The organism is Amycolatopsis sp. NPDC114503 (assembly GCF_055633655.1).
On sequence record NZ_JBVKDT010000005.1, the window covers coordinates 1 to 21,277 of the forward strand.

Consider the following 21,277-nt stretch of genomic DNA (forward strand, 5'->3'; position numbering starts at 1 on the left):
AACTCTTGCGGATACTTCGACGAACCAGACACAAACACATCCTTCCCCAGGCCAAAGCCAAGGATCAGAGTGTCCGACCCACCGGGGGAACCTCACACAATCAAGCTTCGGGGTGCCCCACGCAACACCGCAGCAATGTCGCCGCCAGGCGACGAGCTACTCCACAGCCCCCAACCGATCCAAAAACCCCCGCTGCCCCTTGACCAACTTCTCCCGAGCCACCTCCACCGAAAACCACTCCACCCGATCCACCTCAGGAAACTCCCGCATCACCCCAGACCGAGGCGGCCACTCCATCTCAAACACCCCCGGCACCACGTCAGCCGGATCAACCTCCCCCTCCACCGCCCAAGCAGTCACCACCTTCCCGGACTGCCGCACCTCCCCCAACGCCACCCATTCCCCCTCCGGCACCGGCACCCCCAGCTCCTCGAGGAACTCCCGCCGAGCCGCCACCTCCTCCGGCTCCCCCTCCTCGACCTCCCCCTTGGGCAACGACCAAGCAGCCAAATCCCTCTTCGCCCAAAACGGCCCGCCCATATGCGCGAGCAACACCTCGACCCCGCCCGCACCCCGCCGAAAAACCAACACCCCAGCACTCCGCCTGACAGCCATCCCCCCACCCTGCCAGCCCCGCTGACCAGCCCGAACACCGCCACAGAAAAAACTTCCCGGCGATGTGTCGATCCCAGCCACCCCCGTTCGACGCATAGGCAGAAGGCACCCAACAGCCACCCGGGAGGGACCCACAATGACCACCACCACCGCCCCCAAGACCGCCACGACCGCCACCGAAGGCAAGAAGTCCCTGGCAGACCGAGCCCGCCCCACCGTCCTGGCCCTCTTCCGCGCCGTGGTGTCCTTCCTCTTCCTCTGCCACGGCCTGATGGGCTTCGGCCTCTTCGGCGGCATCGACAACGCGGGCGGCGCGCTCCCCTTCGGCCAGTGGCCGGGCTACTGGGCCAGCCTGATCGAGGTCATCGGCGCGATCCTGGTCTTCGCCGGGCTCTTCACCCGGATCTCCGCGACCGTGCTCTCCGGCGTCATGGCCTACGCCTACTTCACCGTGCACGCCCCGGAAGGCCTTCTCCCCCTGCACAACATGGGCGAACCCGCCGCCCTGTTCGCCTGGATCTTCCTCGCCATCGCCGTAGTCGGCCCCGGCGCGGCAGCGCTGGACAACCTGCGCCGCCGCTGAAAACACCGCACCAGAGCGGCAATCCCGGGAAATCTAACCGGGGTTGCCGCTCACGAGCATCGCCCGCCCCAGCGCGTGCTCCATCAACACCGTCAGCACCTGCTTCGTCGAATCCCGCTCCCGCGCGTCGCACAGCAGCAACGGCACCTGAGGGTCGAGATCCAACGCCCCGCGGACTTCCTCGGTCCCGTACCGGTAAGCGTCGTCGAAGCAGTTCACCCCCACCACGAACGGCAGGCCGCGCTGTTCGAAGAAATCCACTGCGGGGAAACAGGATTCGAGCCGCCGTGTGTCCGCCAGCACCACCGCGCCGAGCGCGCCTTCGGCCAGTTCGTCCCACATGAACCAGAACCGGTCCTGTCCCGGCGTGCCGAACAGGTAGAGGATCAGCTCGGGGTTGATGGTGATCCGGCCGAAGTCGAGCGCGACCGTCGTGGTGGTTTTGCCCTCGACGCCGGACAGGTCGTCCACGCCCTCGGACGCGGCGGTGATCACCTCTTCGGTGCGCAGCGGAGGCACCTCGCTGACCGAGCCGACCAGGGTCGTCTTGCCGACTCCGAAGCCGCCCGCGACGAGCACCTTCACCGCCTGCGCGGTGAGCGACCGGCGGGGCTCAGAGTTTCCGGATGCCATCGAGAACCGCCTGGAGTACGTGGGGGCTGGGGGCGTCGGTCACCGGCGTCGCGGTGCGGAACAGCACGAGGTTGCGTTCTATCAAATCGCTCAGCAGCACCTTCACCACGGGCAGCGGCAGGTCGACGCGAGCCGCCACCTCGGCGACCGAAACCGGGCGCTGGCACAGGGAAAGAATGCGCGAGTACTCCGGTTCGAGGCCGGGCGTCTCGCTCGCGGTGCGCAGCGCGACGACGAGCGTGATCAGGTCGAGCCCGCGGGTGTCGGACCGGGTCCGCCCGCCGGTGACGGCGTAGGACCGCACCAGCGGACCGGCCTCGTCCTCGTACCAGGACTCGCGGCCCTGCGCCATCATGGCGAGGTCCGCTGGACCGCTCCGGCCCGCGGCGCCGCGGTGAGCACCGCGCCGACCCGCTTGACCATCAGGTTCATCTCGTAGGCGACGAGCCCCATGTCCGCGTCGACCCCGGCCAGCAGCGCGAGGCAGGCGCCCCGGCCCGCCGCGGTGACGAACAGGAACGCATGGTCCATCTCGACCATCGTCTGCCGCACGTTGCCGCCGCCGAAGTGCCGCCCGGTGCCGCGGGCGAGGCTCTGGAACGCCGACGCGACCGCGGAAAGGTGCTCCGCGTCCGCCTCGGACAGGTTGCCCGACCGGCCGATCAGCAATCCGTCCGCGGACAGCACCACCGCGCGGTCCGCGCCGGCGACCCGCTGCACGAGGTCGTCGAGCAGCCAGTCGAGCTCGTTGACTCCGTTGTTCGCCATCAGTCGCGATCTCCGTACCTGTTGTCGTGCCCGGGATCGGCCTCGCGGGCCCGCCGGGTGCCCTGCTGGAACGCGCTGAGCCGGGAGCGGGCCTCCTCCGGCGAATCCTCGCGGACGTCGTCGGATTCCGGCGCCGGCCGGTCACTGCGCAACTGCGGAACCAGGTTCTGCTGCCGCCGCCGCTGTGGAAGCGGCGGACGACCGGGCGGACGCGGCGGCGCGGCCCGGCCGTTTTCGACTGCCGGACGCGGCGCACGGCCGTTGTCCGCGGGCGGACGCTGCTCGCGGTTGTGCGGCGGACGGACCGGCGGCGCCTCGGCGACCGGACGCATGGCGCGGCGGGTCGGCAACTCCGGCCGCTGCTGCTCCGGCGCGACCCGCGGCTCGGGTGCGACCCGAGGCTCCGGCGCGCGACGCGACGGCTGCGGCAGTTCCGCCTGCACGGGTTCCGGACGAGACGCTTTCCGTTGCGGCAGCTCCGGTCGCTGCGGCTCACCCCGCTGCGGTTCCGGCGCAGGCCGCGACGGCTCCACCGCGAGCCGGGAAAGCTCCGGCACCCCGTCCGATTCCGAAGACGACTCGGCGTCGGCGTCCGAAGGTTCCGTCTCGCTGATCGGCGCGAGCAAATCCTTGCGCACCAACACGATCGCCCGGGTTCCGCCGTACGCGGAATCGCGCAGGTGCACCGAGATCCCGTGCCGCGACGCCAGCCGCGCGACCACGAACAGGCCCAGCCGCGGTTCGTCGGACAGCGCCATGATCCCGAAGTCCGGCGGGTCGGCGAGCATCGCGTTGAACTCGTCGGCCTGCTCCTGCTCGATGCCCAGCCCTTGGTCCTCGACCTCGATCACGACGCCCTTGCCGACGACGTTGCCGCGCAGTTCGACGCGCGATTCCGGCGGCGAGAACGACGTCGCGTTGTCGATCAGCTCGGCGAGCAGGTGCACGAGGTCGCCGACGACCGGCCCGCGCACGGCGACCTCCGGCAGCTTCGCCGTCTTCACCCGCGCGAAGTGCTCGGTCTCCGCCGCCGCGCCGCGGACGAGTTCCACCAGCGACACCGGATTGCGCCACTGCCGTCCCGGCTGGCCGCCGCCGAGGATGATCAGGTTCTCCGCGTTGCGCCGCGCGCGGGTGGAGAGGTGGTCGAGCCGGAACAGCGTGTCGAGCTGGTCCGGGTCCTCCTGCTTGCGCTCGGCGGCGTCCAGCACCTTCAGCTGCCGGTGCACGATGACCTGGCTGCGGTGCGCGATGTTCAGGAACACCGCCTTGGTGCCTTCCCGGGTCTTGGCCTCCTCGACCGCGGCGGCGAGCGCGGACTGCTGCGCCAGGTTGAACGCCTCGGCCACCTCGCCGATCTCGTCCGTGCCGTGGTCGAGCAGGTGCCCGCCCTCGTCGAGGTCGACCGGTTCGCCCGCCCGCACGCGGCCGACGAGTTCCGGCAGCCGCACCTCGGCCGCGTCGAGGGTGTCCTCGCGCAGCCGGGCGAGCCGGGAGATGAAGCGGTTCGACAGCCGCAGCGCGATCAGCACCACGGCGAGCGCGAACAGCACCGCCGCCGCGCCCGCGATGATCGAGTTCCGCAGCGTGTCGTCCGCGTCGGTGATCGCCGCGTTGGTCGCGTGCGCGCTCTGCGCGGCGAACATCGTCATCAGCGTGGTGGCGACCTGTCTGGCGTCGGTCCGCCACTGCTCCAGCGGCACCGGAAGCTGTTTCGCGCCGGACAGCAAGGCGTTCTCGACCTGCGTCACGGTCGTCCACGCGGGACTCGAGACGAGCTTGTCGTAGTTCGCCCGCACCTCGGGCACCATCTGCGGCACCGACTGTTCGAGCTGCGCGTGGTACGCGCCGATCTGGCCGAGGTACGCGCGCTGCTCGTCGCCGGACAGCCCGCCCGAGGCGAGCCCGGCCGACGCCAGCGCGTCGCTGCGCTGCATTTCCTCGGCGGCGTTGAAAATCGGGATCGCGGACAGCCGGGCGTAGGCGTTGTCCGCGCCGCGAGCGGCCTGTGCGAGGCCCGCGACGCCCTGGGTGAACTGGTCGATGATCTGGTTGTAGAAGGAAAAAACCTCGAGCCGCGGCACCTGGCCGGCGTCGACCTGCTGGCGCAGCTGCGGCAGTTTCGCTTCCAGCGCGGCGAACGTGGCGATGTTCTGCTTGACGCTCGCGGGCACGTTCGAGTCGCTCGCGAAGTTGCCCTGCAGCACCGAGGTGATCTGCGCGGCGGACGCGTCCGTCTTCGGCCGGGTGGCCAGCAGCGCGGCGCGCGCGGCGTCCTGTCCGGCCAGCACGCTCATCGACAGCTGCCGCTCTTGTTCCGCGGCGAGCAGGAACGGAATGCCGGGGCCTTCCGAACCGCGAATCTTCTGCGCGTAACCGCGCGCCTGCGACGCGTCGAAAATCAGGTATCCGGCGAGCGCGATACCGACGATCAGCAACGCCACGCTAGGAATCAACGCGATCGCGAGCACGCGAGAGCGAATCGAGGAGCCGCGGCCCTTTCGCCCGGAATTCTGCTTCACCGTGATCCGTTTTCCTTCCGGCACTGCTGTGGTATTCGGGTCCTCGGTGTTTTCGTTGCACCGGTCCGACCAGCCGGATCACAGTTCACCGTGGTCTGCGTTGCCCGCGACGACGGTAAGCAACCTTCACGGGCGAGTCAAGTCCGGACCCGCGTTGCCGTCATCCTCTTGTTACCTGCTAGTAACCCACTGCGGTGCTTGGAAAACTGATCACCACCGGACGTGACGTTGGTCGCACCGGCCGCGGCGGCGCCCGCCGGGCGCCCGCGCGTGAGGTCGGTCACGACCCCGCGCCCGCGAAAACCAACCGTAAACTTATGCGCATTTCCGCATCGGCGGCGGAATCAAACGAAAAACCGAGATCAATTTCCGGAATTCAGCGCCGGACACCATTCGGCGGCCGGTGCGCGGAAAGCCGCGGCCCGGGAGCGGGTTCCGTTTCCGGCGCGCCCGCCGGACGGTCGCGGCGGAGCAGATCGTGCAGCATCTCCCGGCACGCCCACGCCAGCACGGCCACGGACGCGACCAGCACCGCCACCAGCGTCGATTCGACCGGATAGCGCCCGACGAAGTCGCCGAAACGCGCGAGCACGAAGCCGAGAGCCACGCCGACGAGCAGGGTCACGACATACGAGAGCGGCACTTCCCGACCGCGGGTCTCGATCATTTCGGCCCCTTCCGCCCCGGATTCGCGCGGCGGCATCGTTCCCCGATCAGCTTCCGCCCGCGAAAAAACAGGCACCGAGCATACCCGCCGGGCAGCGCGCGGCGCCCCCGTCGATCACCCGAAGGGGCGAGCACGACACCGATTGTTCACCCAGAACCGGCGGATCACGGCGAATCCGCGAGGATATTGCGCGAATTCTTTTCAACGCACCTCGCGCAGCGCGGTCACCGCCCGCAGCACCTCGGCGTAAGTCGTGTACAGCGGGGCCAGCCCGAAGCGCAGCACGTCCGGCGGCCGGAAATCGCCGAGCACGCCACGTTCGTGCAGCGCGTCCATCGTCTGCTGCCCGCCCGGGTCGCGCACCGAAACCTGGTGTCCGCGCGTGTGCTCGCGCGGCGTCGGAATATCGGCTTCCGGCAGCAGTTCGTCCGCACACCGGAAAAAGAAATCGCCCAGCGCCAAGCCTTTCGCGCGCAGCACGGAAAGATCGACGCCGTCCCAGACGTCCAGCGCGGCGTCGAGCGCCAGCATCGACAGGATGTCCGGCGTGCCGGCGCGGGCGCGCGCGATCCCCGCGCTGCCGCGGTATCCCGGTTCCATTCCGAACGGATCCGCGTGCCCGGCCCATCCGGCGAGCGGCTGATCGAATTCCGCCTGATGCCGCTGTGCCACATAGACGAACGCGGGCGAACCCGGTCCGCCGTTGAGGAATTTGTACGTACAGCCCACCGCGAAATCGACGTCGCACGCGTCGAGCCGAACCGGAATCGCGCCGACGCTGTGGCAGAGATCCCACACCGCGAGCGCGCCGGCCGCGTGCACGGCCTCGGTGACCGACGGCATGTCGTGCAGCCGTCCGCTGACGTAATCGACGTGATTCACGAGCACCGCGGCCGTCCGTTCGCTCACCGCGCCGGGCAGTTCCGCCACCGGCACGCGCCGCACGGTGTGCCCAGTGAGCCGGGCAGCCTGGTCGGCCACGTAGCCGTCGGTCGGGAAGGTCGCCGCGTCGACCAGCACCTCGTCGCGGCCAGGGTTCGCCCGCACCGCCGCGACGAGCGCCTTGAACAGGTCCACGCTCGTCGAATCCGCCACCACGACCTGCCCGGCGGCAGCCCCGACCAGCGGCGCGATCCGCTCGCCGACCCGCTGCGGGGCCTCCCACCAGCCCTCGGTCCACGACCGGATCAGCCGCCGCCCCCACTGCTCGCGAACCACCTGGCTCAACCGCTCCGCGACGTGTTTCGGCGGCGCGCCAAGAGAATTCCCGTCGAAGTACGCGACTTCCGGGTCAAGGTCGAACTCCGCGCGTTTCGCGGCGAGCGGGTCGGCGGCGTCGAGCGCGGCCGCCTCGTCGGCAAGGCTCTGGCCGCACACGGCGGATTCGGTCATCGACGCTCCTCGGGGTCCCGGTTCGCCCCCTTTCTAACAGGAGGCGGGCCGGTCTATCGAGCGCCGAGGCTGGCCGGGATTCTCTATCGGCCGCCGCTTCGACGACCTACAGTGACCTCACCAGGCACCACCGGAGGAGGTCAGCGTTGACCCAGTCGATCGCCGAACAAGCCGAGGGCCACACCATCCCGTCGCTGCTGCGGCGCAATGCCGTCGAGTACGGGGACCGGCCCGCGCTCACCTCGCTCGATCTCGAAGGCCGTCCGACGCTCACCTGGAGCGAGTTCCGGACCGCGATCGCCGAGGTGTCCCGCGGGCTCGCCGGGCTCGGCCTCGCCGCGGGCGACCGAATGCTGATCATGGCCCCGAGTTCGCCGGACCACCTGGTCACCGACCTCGCCGCGGTGCATCTGGCGGCCATCCCGTGCACGGCGTACGCGACGCTCAGCCCGGAGCAGATCCGCTACGTCGCCCGGCACAGCGCCGCCCCGGTCGTCGTCCTCGCCGGCGCCGACGAGCTGTCCCGCTGGCTGCCGGTCCTCGACGATCTGCCCGCGCTGCGCCGCGTGGTCGTCATCGACGAATCCGCGATCCCGGACGGCGACGACCGGTTCGTCGCGTACTCCGCGGTGCGCGAAGCCGGCCGCGCCGCGCTCGCCGCCGACCCCGAGGCGTTCGATCAAGCGTGGCAGGCGATCCGCCCGGACGACCCGCTCGCGATGATCTACACCTCCGGCACCACCGGCGACCCCAAGGGCGTCGTGCTGTCGCACCGCAACGCGATCCACGAGGGCATCGCCGTGCACACGCTGCACAAGGCCCCGATGCACCCGACGAACATCGCGTACCTGCCGCTGGCGCACATCGCCGAACGCGAGCTGTCGATCTACCTCCCGATCGTCGCGGCGGGCCACGTGCACACCGTCGGCGATCCGTCCGGCGTGGTCGCGGCGCTCGGCCAGGTGCGTCCGCAGAGCTTCTTCGGTGTGCCGCGGGTGTGGGAAAAGATGGTGGCCGGCCTGAAGAACATGCTCGCCGGGGTGCCCGAGGACCGGCGCGAGGCGCTCATTTCGGCGAACGAACTCCTGCAAGAGGGCTACAAACTCCGCAGCGCGGGCGAGGAACTGCCCGCCGATCTCGCCGAGCGCATCGCGAAGACCGACGAAACCGTGCTCGCGCCGGTGCGCGGACTGCTCGGGCTCGACCAGCTCCACATCGCGTCCAGCGGCGCGGCCGCGCTGCCGCTGGAGGTGCTGTACTTCCTCGCCGGCCTGGGCGTCGAGATCCGCGAGGTCTGGGGTCTGTCCGAGACCACCGGCGCGGCGACCGCGAACAGCGCCGACGCGTTCCGCGCGGGCACCGTCGGCCGTCCGATCGACGGCGTCGAGGTGAAGACCGGCGAGGACGGCGAACTGCTCGTCCGCGGCCCGATCGTCTTCCTCGGCTACCTGCAGCCGGACGGCACGATCGAATCGGCCACCGACGCCGACGGCTGGTTCGCCACCGGCGACATCGGCACGATCGACGACGACGGGTACGTCACGATCACCGACCGCAAGAAGGAACTGATCATCACCTCGAGCGGCAAGAACATCGCGCCGACCCGGATCGAGGGTTTGCTGAAGGAACACCCGCTGATCGGCCAGGCGGTCGCGATCGGCGACGCGCGGCCGTACGTGACCGCGCTGATCGTGCTCGACGACGAGATCGCCCCCGGCTGGGCGGCGGCCAACGGCGTCGAAGCGGCCGGGATCGACGCGCTCGCCGCGCACGAGGCGGTCCAGGCGGAGATCGCCCGGGCCGTCGAATCAGCCAACAGCAGGCTCGCGCGGGCGGAGCAGATCAAGAAGTACCACGTGATCACCACCGCGTGGACGCCCGAAACCGGCGAGCTGACCCCGACGCTCAAGCTCAAGCGCCGGGTGATCAACGACCGCTACGGCTCCGACATCGCCTCGCTCTATTCCTCGTGAGCGCTAACGCCGGTGAGAACCGGCGCAGACACTCACGAGGCCTGACCGCCTTCCGCCGCTCCAGGCAGTAGCTGCATGCCTGCCCCGTGCGTGGCCGGAGGTCTCGTGAGTGCCGGTTCTAACCGGCACTCACGAGGCCTGCCGGGACCACTTGCGCAGCCGAGGCGGCACGCGTTTTTCCAGTCCGTAGTTCTCCAGGTGGGCGGAGAACACCTCGTCGAACGCCTGCTGCACGGTCTCGGTGTCCCAGTCCGGGCGTTCGAGGATCGGCTGCTTCAGGTACGGCTGCCCCATCACGTGCAGCTGCGGGCCGTTGCACCGGATCATCTGCCCGGTGATGCCGTGCGCGCCCTCGCCGAGCAGGAACAGCACGAGCGGCGCGATCTTCGCCGGCGTCCGCTCCGGCGGGCAGGCCCGCAGCGCCCGCTCGGATTTCCAGACCATCCGGGTGTGCGCCACCGGGCACACCGCGTTCACCCGGATCCCGGAATCGTCGAGGTCCAGCGCCCATGAATAGGTCAGCGACGCGACCGCGCCCTTGCTCGCCGAGTACACGCCGAGCTTGCGCTGTCCGAGCGACGCTCCGGAGGAGATGTTCACGATCGACCCGCCGCCGCCCGCGGCGACCATCGCGCGGATCGCGGCGAGCCCGGTGTACATCACGCCGAGCACGTTCACCTCGACCAGCTGGCGGGCCTGTTCCGCGTCGTCCTCCCAGGGCAGCGCCTCGTAGTTGAGCCCCGCGTTGTTGACCAGGCCGTCGATCCGGCCGAACTCGGCGACGCACTGGTCGACGATCGCCTGCGCCTGCGCCGGATCGGCCACGCTGTGCCCGTTCGCGACCGCGCGCCCGCCGTGGTCGCGGATCGTCTCGGCGGTGCGCTCGGCCAGGTCGGCGTCCACGTCGTTGACCACCACCGCGCCGCCCGCCCTGGCGACGTGCACGGCGAACGCCTCCCCGAGCCCGCGTCCGGCCCCGGTCACGACCACGGCCTTGTCCTGCAACAGTCTGTCCACGCTCACTCCCCGCTGGTGCGCCCGGCGCGAGGACGAACGCTCCGCCGGGTCTCTCCCAGTGTTGGACCGTTCGGCCCAGTCGCACCGGTCGATGGCGACGAACGGTGGCCGCGCTGCGCCGAACGAGGAAAGCTGATCAGTGGCACGGGTACCCCGCGGCAGGTCAGTCCGAACGGCTCCGCGTTCCGGCCACCGGATTCTTCCCGACTGTTCACCCTGGTGTGATCAGCGGCATACTGAGGGTGCACGCCCTGGCCGGAGTAGTGACACTCCTGGCCAGGAGCAGTACGGGCGAAGGCACAATGCGGGCAACACCGGCATTCACTCGATCGGGGAGGGGGCAGTGGTCATCTCGTGACGACCGAAGCGACCTCTCGGCTGACGGCACCGCTGCGGAATGTCGAATATCGCGTGCTCTGGGCGGCGGAGGCCATCTCGAGCGCGGGCGACCAGCTGGCGAAGGTGGCGCTGTCCATCCTCGTCTACCACCGCACCGGTTCCGCGTTGTGGGCCGCGGTCGTCTACGCGCTGACTTTTCTGCCCGCGCTCGCCGGCGGGCTCGGACTGTCCTTCCTCGCCGACCGCTATCCGCGACGAGCGGTGCTGAGCGTCAGCGCCGCCGCGCAGGCCGTGCTCGTGGGGTTGATGAGCCTGCCCGGAATGCCGCTGGTCGCGCTGTGCTTACTGCTCATCGCGGTGCAGCTGGCCGCGTCGCCCGCGAACGCGGCGCAGAACGCGATCACCCGCGAGGTGTTCACCGACGACCATCTCTACCTGCGCAGCCAAGACCTGCGCGGGATCACCACTAATACGGTGCAGCTGCTCGGCCTGGCCGGCGGCGGCGTGCTGGTGACGGCCGTGGGCACGTCGTGGGCGCTGGCGATCGACGCGGTGAGTTTCGCGGTGGCCGCGGTGATCGTGCGGGTGTGGGTGCACAACCGGCCCGCTGCCGGCGGCGACCACAGCACCTGGTTCTCCGCGACGCGCTGGGTGTTCGGGCAGCGCAAACTGCGGGTGCTGATCGCGTTGTCGTGGCTCGTGGGGCTGGCCGTGGTGCCCGAGGGGCTGGCCGCGCCGCTGGCCCAGCAGCTGAACGCGCCGTCCGCGGCGGTCGGCTGGCTGCTCGCCGCCGACCCGCTCGGCTTCGTCGCCGGGGCCTATCTGCTGTCGAAATTCGCGTCCGCCGAGGTCCGGCAGCGGCTGCTCGGAGTGCTCGCGACGACGTCGCTGGCCTTGCTCGCGCTGTTCCTGCTGCAGCCGAATCTGGTGGTCGCGCTGGTGCTGCTCGCGCTCGCCGGTGCGATGGGCGCCTACATCATCACCGTGACCGCTACGTTCTCCACCTGGGTGCCGAACGAACTGCGCGGCGGCGCCGGCGGGCTCTACCGCACGGGGCTGCGCGTGGCGCAGGGCATCGGGGTGGCTCTCGGCGGGGTGGTCGCACAGGCGACCGGGTCTGCCGTTACCGCCATCGCGCTGGCCGGGCTGGCCGGCGTGGCTCTGGCGATCCCCACCGCGTTCTCGTGGACCCGGGTGCGGCACGCGGTCGCGGCCGGGGCCTGATCGTGGGTTGCGGGATGAATCGGTGGCCGGGGTCGAGGCACCGGCCGAATGGGTCCGGGTACGCCGGACGGGAACTCGTTTCACGCTTCACGGTCACGCACGGAACACACCTCCGTTCGCATTGTTACGAATCCGTCTTGGATCGGTCACAGAACTCACGCTTCACGGTCACGCACAGCTGCTCACCTCCGCTCGCTGACAATTCATCGGAAAATGACAACAGGTCGATTCACGCTTCGCGGTCGCGCATGGGAAAACACCTCACTCGGGGGGACGGCGGGGACGCTCCTCCGCAATTTACTTCATGGATGCAGCAGTTGTCGCGGAAGGCGTCTCCGGGTTCGGAGACTACGACCGAATACAGCGTTCGAAGTCGGTGAGTGAGATGATACCGGCAACTGATAACGGCGCAGAACCGGGAACCGTCCGGGAACCGCATCCGACACCGGAGGAGGCACGGCCCGATGCCCGGAACCGAACCGGCGCGCGGTGAACGCCGCGGCCCCGGGGAGGAACCGCCCGCCGCGAAGGGCGGCGCGGGAAGGCTGCGCGCGCTGATCGCCGGGAACCCCATTCACTCCTGGGATCTCTGGACGAAACCGCCCCGGATGGTCGCGTTCCTGCTCGCCTGGGACGCGATCGCGGTGGCGCTGCTGACCTTCGGCGTCGTCACCTCGCCGAGCCCGGATCTCGTGGACTGGGGCCGGTTCGCGATCCTCGCCGGCTGCGCGACGGTGCACATCCAGCTCACCCGGAGGCAAGAGGAACGGCGGCGCAACCGGGTCACGGCCGTCCACATCGACCTGACCGGCATCTGGGTGTTCCCGGCCGCGCTGCTGCTGCCGATCCCGCTGACTTTGCTGCTGATCGCGCTGCTGCGCGTCCAGCGGTGGTTCAACTCCCGTCGACCCCCGCACAAGTTCGTGTTCACCTCGTTCACGCATGCGGTGTCGGCACTGCTGGCGCACCACCTGTACCAGACTTTCGCGTCCGCCGAACTGGCCCGGCTTTCGCCCGCGAACTCGTTGCAGGTCTTCGGAATCCTGATGCTCGTCGGCTTCAGCTACGCGGCGCTGCAGGCGATCGTGATCGGCGGGCTGCTCGCGCTCGGCGGCACGTCCGCGCCCACCCTGCGCAACGTATTGGGCACCAAGGACGACAACCTGCTGGAGCTGTCGACGATCAGCCTCGGCACCATCGCGACGATCCTGCTCGTGAACATCCCGCCGGCGATCGTGATCCTCGTGCTCATCACGGTGCTGGGCAACCGGCTGGCGGAAATCAACCAACTGCAGTCCGAAGCGCGCACCGATCCGAAGACCGGGATCTTCAACGTGCGCGGGTGGTCGGAGTCCGCCGAACGCGCGTTGGCGCGTGCCGCGCGCGGCGGGGAATCCTTGGCACTGCTGATGATCGACCTCGATCACTTCAAGTGGATCAACGACACGTACGGCCATCCGGCAGGCGACGACGTGCTCCGCACGGTGGCGCAAACTCTCGACGAGATAACGCGTCCCAAGGACATCATCGGCCGTTTCGGCGGCGAGGAGTTCCTGATCCTGCTGCCCGACGCGGACACCACGGCGGCGAAGGTGACCGCGGAACGGATCCGTACCGCAATCGCCGATCAGCGCATCGTGACGACCGACAAACGCGGCGGTTCGGCATTGATCACCGGGCGCACCGGGTCGATCGGCGTCGCATTGCTCGGAGTGAACGGAACGACACTGGAACAGTTGCTGCAAGCCGCCGACGCGGCCGTCTACGCCGCGAAGGAAGGCGGCCGGAACCAGGTGCGCTTCGCGGACGCGAATCTGCCTTCCGAGTGATCCACAATTCCGATCACCGGCACTGTTCGCGATTAATCGCGAAACCGATTCAGAAACTGTGCGCAACGGAGCGCACCCCGTTCCGCCGCCGGATTGGGCCGCCGGGTTAATTGTCCGCGGGACCGCTAACCGCGACAGCCGGTTTTCGGGAAGGAACGAAAGCCGCCGGGGCCGCCGGACCCGGTTGGCCGAGGCCCGAAAATCCGCCGCGGCCACATCGGACTCAGGCCGCGGATCTCTGTCCACACCAGACCTTGCCTGCCCGCCGGGCGACTTTGCCGGGCGATCCGGCCAGCTCGTTCGTGCAGTGGGGGGGGCGGCACCCAACGCCCCCGGGGGTTACCCCCCGCGCGGGTGAGGGGGACAGCCGCCTCCCGCATCGCGCACCGGGCTGGCACCCTGGAGCGCATGCCAGCCACCGACGACCGTGCCCCGGCCGCCGTTCGCGTTCGCCGACCCTGGTCGACGTCCGGCTGGCTGCTGCTCGTCCTGCTCGTGGTGTTCGGGTTCGGCCTGATCGCCTCCCGGCCCGCGTCGCCGCCCGACCAGGGCCCGCCGACCGGCGGCGTGCTCGCGGCGCGGAACGCGGTCGACGCGCTCGCCCACCCCGACGGCCAGGCCACCGCGCTGGCGCTCCTGCCCAAGGACTTCACCGCGGTCACCGGCGTGAAGCCCGGCCCGCTGCCCGCCCGCGACGGCACCGTCCGCGCGGCGCACCTCGACGGCGGCTGCTCGGCCCCCTGGGGCGACGACAACACCAAGTGGGACTTCTCCGTCCCGTGCAAGGCGCACGACCTCGGCTACGACCTGCTCCGCTACGCCAACGACAAGGGCCACCCGCTCGACCAGTCCGCCCGGGCGTCGCTCGACGACCGGCTGGAGCAGGACATGCACCGCACCTGCGACCTGAACCCGATGAACTCCGAGCGCACGTGCCAGCTGGTCGCGTCGGTGTTCACCGGCGGGCTGGTGGTCAACTCGTGGCACCAGCGCTGGGGCCCGCCGGTCGGCGACCCGATCGGCCCGATGGTCGCCGGCGTGCTGGTGATCGGCTGCCTGCTCGTGATGCGCCTGCGCGGCTGGCACACCAACCGCCGGACGACCCCACGCCCGCGGCTGCCCCGCGGCGTGCCCCGGCCGTGGGCGGTGCTCGGCATCGCCGGGGCCGCAGCGCTGATGGTCGGCGAATCGGCGACCGCGCTGGCCGACTGGGCGGACGCGCCGGAGGCCACCTGGTGGCCGTTGACCTGGCTCGCGCAGCTCACCCCGCTGCTCTTCTTCGCGGGCGGGCTCGCCAACGCGGCGGGCTGGCGGGCCGAGCGCGACCGCGGCTACCGGCATTACCTGGCCGAGCGGTCCAGTCCGCTGTTGCGCCCGGCGTTGATCTTCGCCGTAGTCGCCCTGATCGTGCCGCTGGCGCTGGAGCTGCTGGGCATCCCGGCCGGGACTAACGCCACCGTCATGCGGATCGCGCTGCACCCGCTGTGGTTACTCGGTGTCTACCTGCTGACCGTCGTCGGCGCGCCGATGCTGCTCGCGCTCTACCGCCGGACGCGGTTGTGGTCGGTCGCGGCGCTGATCGCCGCCGTCGTAGCCGGAGAACTCGCCGCGAGCTGGACGGACGTCTCCTGGCCGCGCTACGCCGCCACGCTCGCTTTAGCGCTCCTCGCACAGCAGGTGGCGTTCGCGTACGCGGAGGGCGTCCGGCTTCGCCGCGCGGTGCTCGGCGTCGCTGCCGTAAGCGGCGTCACGGCTCTCGCGGTCGCTGTGTTCGCCTTCGACGCTTCGCCGGTACTGCTCGGCAACCCGGGCGCGCCGGCCGCGTTGTCCGCGAGGCCGTGGACCGTGCTGCTGCTGGGTGTGTCGCAACTCGGCCTTATCGGGCTCCTCGCGACACCACTGCGACGCTGGGCCGCGCGCGACCGCGTCACCCGCACAGCCGCGCTCATGCTGCGCGCCCCGATGAGCCTGTACCTGGCGTTCCTGGCCGCGATGCTGCTGCTCGTCGCCGTGGTCTACCTGCCAGGACCGATCGCGAACGGCCTCAACTGGCTGTTGCGGCCGCGCATGCTCGCCGCGGTGGCGCTTCTGCTCGTACCCGCGGCGCTGGTGTTCTGGTGGTTCGAGCGGCATCCGGGCAAGCCCGGCAAACCCGGTGCCGAGACGCCGGTCGCACCGCTTCCGTACACGCCGACCGGCCGCCGTCCTGTGCTGCTCACTCGCGCGGCCGCCACGCTGGGCATCGGGTACGCGACGCTCGGCGTGTTCGGTCTCGCGCTGGCCCGGTTCGGCGCGCAAGCCGCGGACGCCGACGTGCTCGGCTTGCGGCTGGACCCGGTCCAGAGCCTCGTGCATCTGCTCCTCGGCGTCCTGCTGCTGCACGCGGTCCGGACCGGCGGAGCGGCGACCTCGGCCGCGACGTGGTTCGCCGCCGCGCTGACCTGTGTGCCGTCGCTCGTGGCCGCCGCGGGCGGCGAAACGCACGGCTCCGCGGTCGTCGTCCTGCACATCCTCACCGCGGTATTCGCCCTGGTCGGAGCGGGTACGTGCATGGTCCCGACGAGAAGGACGGCCGCCGCCGCACCCTGACCGGCGACACGCGTACCGCCGACCGGGCGAAAATGCTTCGGATACCGGACCATGGGTGGTGCGTGGGTGGTGCACGCCACACCGTCCGGGGGAGGTGCGAATCCGTCGCAACCCCCGCCCGGCACCATGCGTCTCCAGAAGCGGACGACCAGAACGACGAGAAGGAGCCGACCGCGTGGACTACCCGCCTCGGAACGGGCAAGGCGATCGCCGCCCCGCCCGCTCGTGGCAGGACCAGCCCGGCCGGGGACCGGCGCGGCGGCCCGGGCCACCGGCCCGTTCGCGACGCGAACCGCAGGCTTCGGGTCCGCCTCGTCGGCAAGGACCGCCGCCTCGCCGCCAGTCCCGCCGCGGCGGGATGCGCGGCGCGAAAATCGCTCTCGCGGTGGTGTCGCTGCTGGTCATGGGGCTGACCGGGTACGCGTGGGCGTCGCTGCAGGGACTGGTCAACGGGCTGAGCTACTCCGACGTGATCGGCGAGGGCGCGGGCGGAGACAAGCCCGCCGACGGCGCCCGCGACATCCTCCTGGTCGGCCTCGACAGCCGCACCGACGCCCAGGGCAACCCGCTGTCGCCGGAACTGCTCGCCCAGCTGCGCGCGGGCGAATCGGACGGCGAGCTGAACACCGACACGCTGATCCTGGTGCACATCCCGAACGACGGCAGCAAAGCCGTCGCGATGTCGCTGCCGCGCGACTCGTACGTGAACATCCCCGGCTACGGCAAGCACAAGATCAACTCGGCGTACGCCAGGGCGATGCTGCAGGCGCGCAAGGACCTGCAGGCGCAAGGCGTCACGGATCCGAAGGAACTCGACGTCAAGGCCAACCAGGCCGGGGCGAAGCTGCTGATCGCGACGATCCAGGAGCTGACCGGGTCCACGATCGACAACTACGCGGCGATCAACCTGCTCGGCTTCAGCGACATCACGAAGGCCGTCGGCGGCGTCGACGTGTGCCTGAACAACAACGTCGACGACGACTACTCCGGCGCGAACTTCACCAAGGGCCAGCACACCATCGCCGGGGTGGAGGCGCTGGAGTTCGTCCGGCAGCGGCACGGGCTGCCGCGCGGCGACCTCGACCGGGTGGTGCGCCAGCAGGTGTTCATGGCGGGCATGGCGCGCAAGATCCTGTCCGCGGGAACGCTGACCGACCCGTCCAAGCTCAACGCTCTGGTCGACGCCATCAAGAAGTCCGTGGTGCTGAACCAGAACTGGGACATCTTCAGCTTCGCCCAGCAGATGAAGGGCCTCACCGGCGGACAGCTCGAGTTCCGCACCATCCCGGTCGACAACGTCGAATACCGCACGCCGAACGACGGCGTCGCGGTCAAGGTCGACCCGGCGAAGGTGAAGGCGTTCGTGCAGGGCCTCGCCGGTCCGCAGACTGGAGCGAACGGCGCCCCGGTGCCGCCGCAGCAGAAGCCGGACGAGTCGCATAAGGACACGACGGTCGACGTGCGCAACGCCTCGGACCGCACCGGTCTCGCGGCGACCGTGTCGAAGCAACTGGTGGACAAGGGCTTCACCGCCGGCGACACGGACAACGCGTCCTCGCGCAAGACGACTGTGATCTGGGTCCCAAGCGGCGGCGAGGCGGCCGGGCAAGCGGTCGCCGACGCGCTCGGCACCAAGGCGACGGTGCAGGAAGACAAGAGCGTGCCCAAGGGCCACGTGAAGGTGTACCTCGGTTCGGACTACCAGCCCTCGGCCGGTGCGTCGAGCGGAACCGGTGCGGCACAAGCCCCTCCGGCGCAGCAGGCCGCGCCCCCGGCCACCCCTTCGGGTCCGGGGAGCGACGACCAGCCGATCACCGCTGACGGCGTGCCCTGCGTCAACTGACGCGTTGCTCCATTCGGGGAATGTCGAAAATCTTCCCGAAACCCGCGTAATGAGCGGCCGCTTCGGCACTTTCACCACCGGGACGCAAGCCCGCGTCCGTGAAGTTGGTTGAGGGGCAGGGGCCGTGATCGACGCTGAGCACTACCAGCGGGTGCTGGGAGACGAGCTGCGCAAGCTCAGGCGTGGCCGGGGATGGACGCGCAAAGAGCTGAACGCGCATCTGCAGAGCGAAATCTCGCTGCAGACACTGGCGACGTACGAACTGGGCACCCGGCAGTGTTCCGTGGTGCGCCTGGTCGAACTGTGCGTGGCGATGGACGAGCTTCCGCAGGATTTGCTGGCGAAGGTGCACAGCCGGGTCTTCACCGAGGAACCGGGCCGGGTCCGCGTGGACCTGCGCCGGGTCGTCGCGGAAGCCGGTCCGGAGCTGACTCCGTTGCGGCGCTGGGCCGAAGGACGGTTGCGGCAGAACGGAGTCGCGATGCCGGGGTCGCCCGCCCGCGCGGGCGCCGCCTCCCGGCCGTCTGTTCCGGTATCCGGATCCTCAAGCACGCCAACCTCTTCCGCTCCCGCGGCTTCAAGCCAGCCCGCTTCGGCGAGCGCCTCGTCCGACGAGGTGTCGTTCGACTTCGCCGCGCTGGAGCGGATGGCCGAACTGTGCGGTCTTCCGACGGCTGAGCTGGTTTCGCACCTGCGCAAGCTCGCTCCCGCCTGACCTGCGCCCACAGACCACGAGGGGGACCTTCGCGACTCCTCCCCTGCCGCGAAAGTCCCCCTCGTTCTGCTCAAGCCTCCGCGAGACCTCGTCCGCGCAGGTTTCTTCCCGCTCAACGACAACGCCGCCTTGCCTGCGTCCACTGTGGAGCGCCCGCTCCCCGCTCGATGCTGCCGTCTGCCGCTCCCAGTACTACGAGGGGAACTTTCGCGACTCCTCCCCTGCCGCGAAAGTTCCCCTCGTACCTCCTAGTCCACTGTGGACTAGGACCGAGACCACGAGGGGGACCCTCGCGACTCCATCCCCAGTCGCGAAAGTCCCCCTCGTGCCGCATCACCCGAGCAGTTCGTAGTCCTCCCGCCGCACCGTCCGGGTGTCCAGCCAGTACCGCCAGGTGAATCCCGGCCACAGCGTCCGGTTCACGCCCTTCGCGTCCAGATACCAGCTCTTGCAGCCGCCCTGGGTCCAGATGCCCCTGTCGAGTTTCCGTTGCATCTCGGCGTTGAACCGCTCCTGGACCTCCTCGCGCGGGTCGAGCGCCCGGTCGCCGGCCAGCCGCAACGCCTGCGCGATATAGGAAATCTGCGCCTCGATCATGAAGACCACCGAGTTGTGCCCCAGCCCGGTGTTCGGACCGAGCAGGAAGAACAGGTTCGGGAAGCCGTTCACGGTGATCCCGAGGTGCGTGCGCATCCCCTCGCTCGCCCACTCCTTCGCGAGGTTCCGTCCGTCGCGGCCGACGATCTCCAGGCTGTCGAACGCGTCGGTCACGTGGAAACCGGTGCCGTAGACGATCGCGTCCACCTCGTGCTCGACGCCCGCGTTGTCGACGACGCTGTGCTCGCGCACCTCGGCCACGCCGTCGGTGACCACGTCGACGTTGTCGCGGGCGAGCGCCGGGTAGTAGTCGTTCGAGATGAGCACGCGTTTGCAGCCCATGGTGTAGTCCGGGGTCAGCTTGGCGCGCAGCTCCGGATCCGACACCGCGCGGTCGATGTTGCTCTTCGCGAGCCGCTGGCCGATCTTCATGATCCACGGCTGGCCGTTGAAGCCGATCGCGCGCGCTTCCAGCGTCCAGTAAAGGAAATTCCGGTACAGCCGCTGCACCGGCGGCACCGCGCGGAACAACCCGCGCAGCCAGCCCGGCATGTCGCGGTCGGCCTTCGGCATCACCCACGGCGGCGTGCGCTGGAACAGCGTCAGCTCGGCCGCCTCCGGCGCGATCTTCGGCACGAACTGGACCGCGCTGGCCCCGGTGCCGACCACCGCGACGCGTTTGCCGGCGAAGTCGAAGTCGTGCTCCCACTCGGCGGAGTGGAACGCGCGCCCCTTGAACCGTTCGATGCCCGGCAGGTCGGGGATCATCGGCCGGTGCAGCGCGCCGACGCCCGCGACCAGCGCCGGGGCCACGAACTCGTCGCCGCCGCGGGTGCTGACGTGCCAGCGGTTCTCCTCGGCGTCCCAGCGCGCGCCGGTCATCTCCTGGCCGAAGCGGATGAAGCGGCGCAGGTCGTACTTGTCCGCGACCCCGCGCATGTACTCGTAGATCTCCGGCTGCGGCGAGTACGCGCGCGACCAGCCGGGGTTCTGCTCGAAGGAGAAGGAGTACATGTGCGACGGGATGTCGCACGCGCAACCGGGGTAGCTGTTGTCGCGCCAAGTCCCGCCGACGTCCTGTGCCTTCTCGAGCACCACGAAGTCGTCGCGGCCGTCCTTGCGCAGCTGAATCGCCATGCCGAGCCCGGAGAACCCGGTGCCGACCACGATCACGCCGGTCTCGGTGCGGTTGCCCATGCGTCCTCCCGTTAACTGTTACCCGAAGTCCAGCTTACTCGGAGTAGGTTACTGGCGGTAGAGTGTGCGGCATGACCACCGCCAAGCGCAAGCGCATGCCCCGAGCCGAGCGGGAACGGCAGATGATCGAGGTCGCCGAGCAGGTCTTCGGCGAGCGCGGCTACGCGATGGCGTCGATGGACGAGATCGCGGAACTCGTCGGTGTGTCCAAGCCGATGCTGTACGAGTACTTCAACTCGAAAGAGGGCCTGCTGCTGGCGTGCATCCGGCAGTCGCGGGCGGCGCTGCAGGAGGCCACCGAGCAGTCGATCGTCGGCGCGGAGTCCGCGCAGGACGCGCTGCGCCGCGGACTGCTGGCGTTCTTCGTCTTCATCCGCGAGCGCCGGCAGGCCTGGTCGCTGCTGCGGCACGAGATGGCCCTGATCGGCACCCCCGCCGCGGACGAGATCGAGGAAACCCGCCGCCAGCAGACCGACCTGATCACCGCGTTGATGAGCGGCTACTTCGACAGCGAGGACACCCTGCGCGCCGAGGCGTCGGCCGAGTTCGTCGTCGGAGCCTGCGAGCGGCTGGCGATCTGGTGCGAGCGCTTCCCGGAGGTGACCCCGGAGAAGGCCACCGAGTACGCCATGGATCTGCTGTGGGCCGGGTTGTCACAGCGTGCGATCTGATGTGCACGTGAAGATGACCGTGCATTAGGCCATTCGGTCGTCACTCAGCGCACATCTCGTCCCGTTACTTGTGACACAGAGTTTTCTTGCGGTATCGATGACA

16 protein-coding genes and 1 pseudogene are annotated in these 21,277 nt (G+C 69.8%); 8 read left to right on the forward strand and 9 right to left on the reverse strand.

What is annotated here, in order from left to right; genetic code table 11:
- Window positions 1–156 precede the first annotated feature (156 nt).
- On the reverse strand, window positions 157–615 hold the full coding sequence (locus ACZ7OI_RS21635; RefSeq protein ID WP_470266002.1) for an NUDIX hydrolase: 459 nt from the start codon (window positions 613–615) through the stop codon (window positions 157–159).
- Between the two features lie 136 nt (window positions 616–751).
- On the opposite strand from ACZ7OI_RS21635, the gene ACZ7OI_RS21640 reads away from it, so the two are divergent.
- Complete coding sequence (locus tag ACZ7OI_RS21640; RefSeq protein ID WP_470266003.1) at window positions 752–1,198, forward strand: DoxX family protein; 447 nt, start codon at window positions 752–754, stop codon at window positions 1,196–1,198.
- Window positions 1,199–1,231: 33 nt separating this feature from the next.
- Here the strand turns inward: ACZ7OI_RS21640 and ACZ7OI_RS21645 are convergent, their stop codons facing one another.
- The 6 genes from ACZ7OI_RS21645 to kynU all read right to left on the reverse strand — a co-directional run bounded on the left by ACZ7OI_RS21645 (window position 1,232) and on the right by kynU (window position 7,180).
- Complete coding sequence (locus ACZ7OI_RS21645; protein WP_009082429.1) at window positions 1,232–1,831, reverse strand: GTP-binding protein; 600 nt, start codon at window positions 1,829–1,831, stop codon at window positions 1,232–1,234.
- Window positions 1,812–2,183, reverse strand: coding sequence for a DUF742 domain-containing protein (locus ACZ7OI_RS21650; RefSeq protein ID WP_344271717.1), 372 nt, complete (start codon window positions 2,181–2,183; stop codon window positions 1,812–1,814). The genes ACZ7OI_RS21645 and ACZ7OI_RS21650 overlap by 20 nt, the downstream gene beginning before the upstream one ends.
- Window positions 2,183–2,599 carry a roadblock/LC7 domain-containing protein gene (locus ACZ7OI_RS21655; protein ID WP_009082431.1) on the reverse strand — a complete coding sequence of 139 codons (417 nt, stop codon included), beginning with the start codon at window positions 2,597–2,599 and terminating at the stop codon, window positions 2,183–2,185. The genes ACZ7OI_RS21650 and ACZ7OI_RS21655 overlap by 1 nt, the downstream gene beginning before the upstream one ends.
- Complete coding sequence (locus ACZ7OI_RS21660) at window positions 2,599–5,121, reverse strand: sensor histidine kinase (protein ID WP_470266004.1); 2,523 nt, start codon at window positions 5,119–5,121, stop codon at window positions 2,599–2,601. Before ACZ7OI_RS21660 ends, ACZ7OI_RS21655 begins: the two co-directional genes overlap by 1 nt.
- Window positions 5,122–5,497: 376 nt before the next feature.
- Window positions 5,498–5,788, reverse strand: coding sequence for a hypothetical protein (locus tag ACZ7OI_RS21665; protein WP_470266005.1), 291 nt, complete (start codon window positions 5,786–5,788; stop codon window positions 5,498–5,500).
- Between the two features lie 201 nt (window positions 5,789–5,989).
- Window positions 5,990–7,180, reverse strand: a complete 1,191-nt coding sequence (kynU, locus tag ACZ7OI_RS21670; RefSeq protein WP_470266006.1) for a kynureninase — start codon at window positions 7,178–7,180, stop codon at window positions 5,990–5,992.
- Window positions 7,181–7,326: 146 nt separating this feature from the next.
- On the opposite strand from kynU, the gene ACZ7OI_RS21675 reads away from it, so the two are divergent.
- Window positions 7,327–9,153 carry an AMP-dependent synthetase/ligase gene (locus ACZ7OI_RS21675; RefSeq protein WP_470266007.1) on the forward strand — a complete coding sequence of 609 codons (1,827 nt, stop codon included), beginning with the start codon at window positions 7,327–7,329 and terminating at the stop codon, window positions 9,151–9,153.
- Window positions 9,154–9,282: 129 nt separating this feature from the next.
- On the opposite strand, the gene ACZ7OI_RS21680 is transcribed toward ACZ7OI_RS21675, so the two are convergent.
- A complete protein-coding gene (locus ACZ7OI_RS21680; RefSeq protein ID WP_470266008.1) occupies window positions 9,283–10,170 on the reverse strand; it encodes an SDR family NAD(P)-dependent oxidoreductase in 888 nt (295 codons plus the stop codon).
- 354 nt (window positions 10,171–10,524) lie between these two features.
- Here ACZ7OI_RS21680 and ACZ7OI_RS21685 point away from each other — a divergent pair, with 354 nt between their 5' ends.
- The 5 genes and pseudogenes from ACZ7OI_RS21685 to ACZ7OI_RS21705 form a co-directional block, all read left to right on the forward strand.
- The gene (locus tag ACZ7OI_RS21685) at window positions 10,525–11,733 is read left to right on the forward strand and encodes an MFS transporter (RefSeq protein ID WP_470266009.1); all 1,209 of its coding nucleotides are present in this window, start codon (window positions 10,525–10,527) and stop codon (window positions 11,731–11,733) included.
- Between the two features lie 464 nt (window positions 11,734–12,197).
- Window positions 12,198–13,562, forward strand: coding sequence for a GGDEF domain-containing protein (locus ACZ7OI_RS21690; protein WP_470266010.1), 1,365 nt, complete (start codon window positions 12,198–12,200; stop codon window positions 13,560–13,562).
- A 408-nt stretch (window positions 13,563–13,970) separates the two neighbouring features.
- Window positions 13,971–16,151, forward strand: a complete 2,181-nt coding sequence (locus ACZ7OI_RS21695) for a phospholipase A2 (RefSeq protein WP_470266011.1) — start codon at window positions 13,971–13,973, stop codon at window positions 16,149–16,151.
- A 175-nt stretch (window positions 16,152–16,326) separates the two neighbouring features.
- A complete protein-coding gene (locus ACZ7OI_RS21700) occupies window positions 16,327–17,994 on the forward strand; it encodes an LCP family protein (RefSeq protein WP_470266012.1) in 1,668 nt (555 codons plus the stop codon).
- 124 nt (window positions 17,995–18,118) lie between these two features.
- Window positions 18,119–18,469, forward strand: a pseudogene (locus ACZ7OI_RS21705) (helix-turn-helix domain-containing protein); the annotation flags it as partial.
- Between the two features lie 573 nt (window positions 18,470–19,042).
- Here ACZ7OI_RS21705 and ACZ7OI_RS21710 read toward each other — a convergent pair.
- A complete protein-coding gene (locus ACZ7OI_RS21710) occupies window positions 19,043–20,503 on the reverse strand; it encodes a flavin-containing monooxygenase (protein ID WP_470266013.1) in 1,461 nt (486 codons plus the stop codon).
- A 71-nt stretch (window positions 20,504–20,574) separates the two neighbouring features.
- On the opposite strand from ACZ7OI_RS21710, the gene ACZ7OI_RS21715 reads away from it, so the two are divergent.
- On the forward strand, window positions 20,575–21,174 hold the full coding sequence (locus tag ACZ7OI_RS21715; RefSeq protein ID WP_116204995.1) for a TetR/AcrR family transcriptional regulator: 600 nt from the start codon (window positions 20,575–20,577) through the stop codon (window positions 21,172–21,174).
- Window positions 21,175–21,277: the final 103 nt, after the last annotated feature.

What these genes read in the sequence shown, in the direction of transcription:
- ACZ7OI_RS21635 (WP_470266002.1), bottom strand. Translation starts at nt 615, where the DNA reads ATGGCTGTCAGGCGGAGTGCTGGGGTGTTGGTTTTTCGGCGGGGTGCG.
- ACZ7OI_RS21640 (WP_470266003.1), top strand. Translation starts at nt 752, where the DNA reads ATGACCACCACCACCGCCCCCAAGACCGCCACGACCGCCACCGAAGGC.
- ACZ7OI_RS21645 (WP_009082429.1), bottom strand. Translation starts at nt 1,831, where the DNA reads ATGGCATCCGGAAACTCTGAGCCCCGCCGGTCGCTCACCGCGCAGGCG.
- ACZ7OI_RS21650 (WP_344271717.1), bottom strand. Translation starts at nt 2,183, where the DNA reads ATGGCGCAGGGCCGCGAGTCCTGGTACGAGGACGAGGCCGGTCCGCTG.
- ACZ7OI_RS21655 (WP_009082431.1), bottom strand. Translation starts at nt 2,599, where the DNA reads ATGGCGAACAACGGAGTCAACGAGCTCGACTGGCTGCTCGACGACCTC.
- ACZ7OI_RS21665 (WP_470266005.1), bottom strand. Translation starts at nt 5,788, where the DNA reads ATGATCGAGACCCGCGGTCGGGAAGTGCCGCTCTCGTATGTCGTGACC.
- kynU (WP_470266006.1), bottom strand. Translation starts at nt 7,180, where the DNA reads ATGACCGAATCCGCCGTGTGCGGCCAGAGCCTTGCCGACGAGGCGGCC.
- ACZ7OI_RS21690 (WP_470266010.1), top strand. Translation starts at nt 12,198, where the DNA reads ATGCCCGGAACCGAACCGGCGCGCGGTGAACGCCGCGGCCCCGGGGAG.
- ACZ7OI_RS21695 (WP_470266011.1), top strand. Translation starts at nt 13,971, where the DNA reads ATGCCAGCCACCGACGACCGTGCCCCGGCCGCCGTTCGCGTTCGCCGA.
- ACZ7OI_RS21710 (WP_470266013.1), bottom strand. Translation starts at nt 20,503, where the DNA reads ATGGGCAACCGCACCGAGACCGGCGTGATCGTGGTCGGCACCGGGTTC.
- ACZ7OI_RS21715 (WP_116204995.1), top strand. Translation starts at nt 20,575, where the DNA reads ATGACCACCGCCAAGCGCAAGCGCATGCCCCGAGCCGAGCGGGAACGG.